Origin of the sequence: Tabrizicola sp. (assembly GCF_031377265.1) — a bacterium.
Classification (GTDB): domain Bacteria; phylum Pseudomonadota; class Alphaproteobacteria; order Rhodobacterales; family Rhodobacteraceae; genus JAUYQR01.
This window is the reverse complement of the sequence record NZ_JANMET010000310.1, coordinates 1-3,594: the sequence shown is the minus strand read 5'-3', so window position 1 is coordinate 3,594 and position 3,594 is coordinate 1. Positions and strand designations below refer to the sequence as shown.

General features: G+C 61.0%; 5 protein-coding genes and 2 pseudogenes. 5 read left to right on the top strand and 2 right to left on the bottom strand.

Annotated features, from left to right (window positions below; all coding sequences use genetic code 11):
* From RMO18_RS16940 to RMO18_RS16920, 5 genes and pseudogenes are all read left to right on the top strand, one after another.
* Nucleotides 1–185: pseudogene (locus tag RMO18_RS16940) on the top strand (hypothetical protein); the annotation flags it as partial.
* A gap of 143 nt (nt 186–328) precedes the next feature.
* Complete coding sequence (locus RMO18_RS16935; protein WP_309667487.1) at nt 329–778, top strand: host attachment protein; 450 nt, start codon at nt 329–331, stop codon at nt 776–778.
* Nucleotides 779–890: 112 nt separating this feature from the next.
* A complete protein-coding gene (locus tag RMO18_RS16930) occupies nt 891–1,232 on the top strand; it encodes a DUF883 C-terminal domain-containing protein (protein ID WP_309667486.1) in 342 nt (113 codons plus the stop codon).
* Nucleotides 1,233–1,245: 13 nt separating this feature from the next.
* Nucleotides 1,246–1,671 (top strand): phage holin family protein, encoded by a 426-nt coding sequence (locus RMO18_RS16925; protein ID WP_309667484.1) that lies wholly within the window; start codon nt 1,246–1,248, stop codon nt 1,669–1,671.
* A gap of 102 nt (nt 1,672–1,773) precedes the next feature.
* Nucleotides 1,774–2,094 (top strand): DUF4342 domain-containing protein, encoded by a 321-nt coding sequence (locus tag RMO18_RS16920; RefSeq protein ID WP_309667483.1) that lies wholly within the window; start codon nt 1,774–1,776, stop codon nt 2,092–2,094.
* Between the two features lie 28 nt (nt 2,095–2,122).
* On the opposite strand, the pseudogene RMO18_RS16915 reads toward RMO18_RS16920, so the two are convergent.
* Nucleotides 2,123–2,973: pseudogene (locus tag RMO18_RS16915) on the bottom strand (IS5 family transposase).
* A 302-nt stretch (nt 2,974–3,275) separates the two neighbouring features.
* On the bottom strand, nt 3,276–3,594 hold a 319-nt coding region (locus RMO18_RS16910), incomplete at its 5' end, for a cytochrome b/b6 domain-containing protein (protein WP_309667481.1).

The following is a 3,594-nucleotide window of genomic DNA, read 5'->3' as shown; positions in this document are numbered from 1 at the left end:
TTCTCGGGCGCGCTGGTGCCGCTGGTTTCGGGGCTCAGGCAACTAAGATGCCGGAGTTTGTCGTGCTGATCTCGACGCTGGGTGGAGTGGCCACGTCCGGGCTGCAGGGCTTCATATCCAGGCCGGTGGTCGCCGCGATGTTCATTGCGGTCTGGACGACGTTCCTTGCGCGCGACCAGTTGTAACCGGCGCACCGGGCCAATCCAGCGGCTCAGGCACTTTGCACAAGATTGACAGAAATCAATACGGGCTTTCGGTTTGCCTGCGACTGTCCAGTTCAGTTGATCCCTGTGCGCCAATCATGGCGCTGATAAAAAGGACTGGTCGGATGAAAGACGTTGTCTGGGCTTTGGTGATGAGTTCAACGCAGGCGCGGATCATCAAGGGCATCGCCAAGGGTGCCACGGATGAAATGCCGGAACTGGCCTTGCACGCCGAACACAAGGACCTTCGCGAGATCATGGCCGACAAGCCGGGGCGCAGCTTTGCATCTGTTGGGTCGGCACGTTCGGCGATGGAATATGCGTCCGACCCGGTAAAGGACGCCAAGCGGGCATTCGTCGACGAAGCCGTCATCCTGCTGCATCAGCATTTCGTCAAGCACGACTTCACCCATCTGGCAATCTTTGCGGGCCCGGAAATGCTCGGGCTGTTGCGCGACGGCCTGCCACCGGATCTGCAACACGCCATCATCGTGGACATGCCGAAAAACCTGTTGCACGAGACCCCGCATGATTTGCGACGGATCGTGACCGATCACGTCTTCACAAAGGGATGACACGCTCATCGCTGCGAGATCAGCCCTCCCGCATGGCTGCTGCCAACCAGTTTTTGCACAGTTGAACGCGCCCATTCGCGCCGCTGCAACACCAAAACAAGGAGATCATATCATGTCGGACGCCCCTCAAAAAACCGCGAAGCCCGGTGGACCAAAGCCCGCTACTCCTCACGACGATATCGAGACGCGACTGCAAGCGATCCGCGATGAAGTCGACGCCATGACCAAAATGATGAGCGCATTTATCAGCGACAAGGTCCATGTCTTCGGATCTACCGCGGAGGCCGCAGCGAAAGAAGCTTCCGCCCGGGCACGCAAGGCACGTGAAAGGATGGAACAGGGCGTGGGACAGGCGGAAAATGCGCTGGACCACCGGGTGCAAGACCATCCCCTGCAAAGCATCCTGATGGCCTTTGGGCTTGGTCTGCTGGTGTCGCTGCTGTTCCGGCGCTAGGTCGGATGCCAACATGATAGACCTGCTGACAAATGTCGGGGCAGTTTTCAAGGCTAGGATAAGGCGGGCGGCTCGTCGTCAGATGGCGAGTGCACTGCTTGGCGGTCTGGCGTTGGTGTTCGCGGGTGTTTCGGTCGTCGCGACTGTCGTTGCGATCGGGGTGGCGCTCGCGGCACGTTGGGGTGTGTTAGCGGCCTGTCTGATTATCGCGGCGGCTGCGTTTCTGGTCGCGATATTGCTGGTCTTTGTCGCGGTACAGCAGGCTAAGGAGGCGCGTCGCCGACAACAGGCAGAGCTGGCCCAGCTACGTCAGACGATGTTGGCGGCCAAGGCCATCGCCGCAGACATGACGCGCGGCAAGGCGCTGATAGTCGTCGCGGTCCTGGGCTTGCTGGTGGGTCTGACGGCAGCCAAGCACGAGCCGCAAGACAAGGCCTAGCAGCGGCGTATCCACCGACCCATGCAGGATTAATCCGCATCAATCTCTTCACGGCAGATGCTGTCATCCTAGTCGTCACACAAACTCGCCGGAAGGATTATCTTGGCAGAAAAAGACAACAAAGCATCTGTACCAAAACCTGTCCCAACCGACGAACATACACACAAACCGACATGGACCGAACAGATTCATGCGCGCGGCGACGAATTGGTCGCTTGCGTCAAGCGGCTTGCGGCCGAGGGCCAGGTGAAACGCATCCGGGTGATCGAGCCTGATGGCGACATCATGATCGAGATGCCTTTGATGATTGGTGCGATCGCAGGTGGCGCTGTTATCCTGGCTGCACCGCTGCTAGCTGTCGTCGGGGAACTTGCCGCCTTTGTGGCCGAATTACCGGGGCGTTGTTGCGTAACTCACGCCTGAGGAATGACAGCGCCTTTCCCCGTCAGCATCAGGCCACACGAACGATCTCGGCCGTTCCAAGGGCCGAGAAGCGGTTCATCAGGGCGACGCGGATCTGGATTTCGGCGGTATGGCGATCCGGGTCTCGCGCGCTGATGCGGTCGCCGAAGGCTTTAAGGCAGCGCATTTTCGCCTCGATCCGGCTACGGGCATGGTATCCGGTCCAGCGCTTCCAGAATGCCCGGCCGTTGTGCCGGGTGGCGCGCAGGGTCTCGTCTCTGGCGATTGCGGCCGGACAGTTCTCTTTCCAGGGCCGGCCGTTCGTGCGGATAGGGATGATCGGCGTGGCCTGGCGGCGAGGATGGCGATGTGGCAGCGGCGGGTGTCATATGCCCCATCAGCGGTCACGGTGCCGATCTCTTCGCCCTCTGGGATCTGGTCGCGCAACTCCGGCAAGACCGGGCTGTCACCATCGCTGCTGGGGGTAAACTCCACGGCGCGGATGTCAGACGTGACGGTGTCCATGGCCAGATGGACCTTGCGCCATTGGCGTCGGTCCTGAACGCCATGCTTGCGGGCCTGCCATTCGCCGTCGCCCAGGAACTTGATGCCCGCGCTGTCCACAAGCAGGTTCAAGGGCCCATCGGCGCGGCGATACGGGATCTGGACGGCCAATGTCTTCTGCCGTCGGCACAAGGTGGTGTCGTCTGGCGCGGCCCAGTCCAGGTCCGCCATCTTTAGCCGGCTGGCCACCATCCCGGTCGTTTGCCGGAGCGGCAGTTTGAACAGAACCTTCATGGTAAGACAGAACTGGATTGCCGCATCCGAGAAGACCGCAGGGCGACCGGGGCCGCCGTCAGGCGGCGCAAGCCAGGTCATGTCCTTATCCAGCCAGATCAACAGCGACCCGCGCTTGCGAAGCGAAGCAGTGTGGCTGGACCAGTTCGTGGTGCGGTAGCGGGCGGGTGATGGCTTGCTCATGCGGCACGTCTAACCGCATGGTTTCACGAGGTGAATCCTCCAACATCAGAGTTGTGCAACAACGCCGTAAGGCGTGATCCGCTTTCAGTGCTGTCACAGACAGGGCCAGCAGCCTGAAGGATCCGCCAGCGCCGCCCAACCAACGTGTGCCCGACCGACTTGGCAAGCCGGACTTTGCAGTTCCAGATGGCGGGGACACCTGCCATCCAGTGCCTGACGCCTTACTCGGGCTTCAGCATGCGCATCAGCAGACCGTCCTTGCGCCAGAACTGGTGATACAGCGAAGCGGCGACATGCAGCGCGATCAGGCCGATGAACACCGGCTTGGCATAAGTGTGCCACTCGCCATACGGGTCGCCATAATAGTAGCCAAGCAGTCCCGTGACTGGCACTACCACAAGCAGCGCGTAGAACAGCCAGTGCGAAACCCTGCCCGCGAGTTCGATGGCACCACTTGTTTCTGGCGGCGGCGGTGGCGCGCCATTCTTGAGGCGCAGGACCAGCCGGACGGCGACCAGCGCAAGGATGGCAATGCCGAAA

Excerpts from the sequence above, each read along its gene's own strand:
- RMO18_RS16935 (WP_309667487.1), top strand. The coding sequence starts at position 329 with ATGAAAGACGTTGTCTGGGCTTTGGTGATGAGTTCAACGCAGGCGCGG.
- RMO18_RS16930 (WP_309667486.1), top strand. The coding sequence starts at position 891 with ATGTCGGACGCCCCTCAAAAAACCGCGAAGCCCGGTGGACCAAAGCCC.
- RMO18_RS16925 (WP_309667484.1), top strand. The coding sequence starts at position 1,246 with ATGATAGACCTGCTGACAAATGTCGGGGCAGTTTTCAAGGCTAGGATA.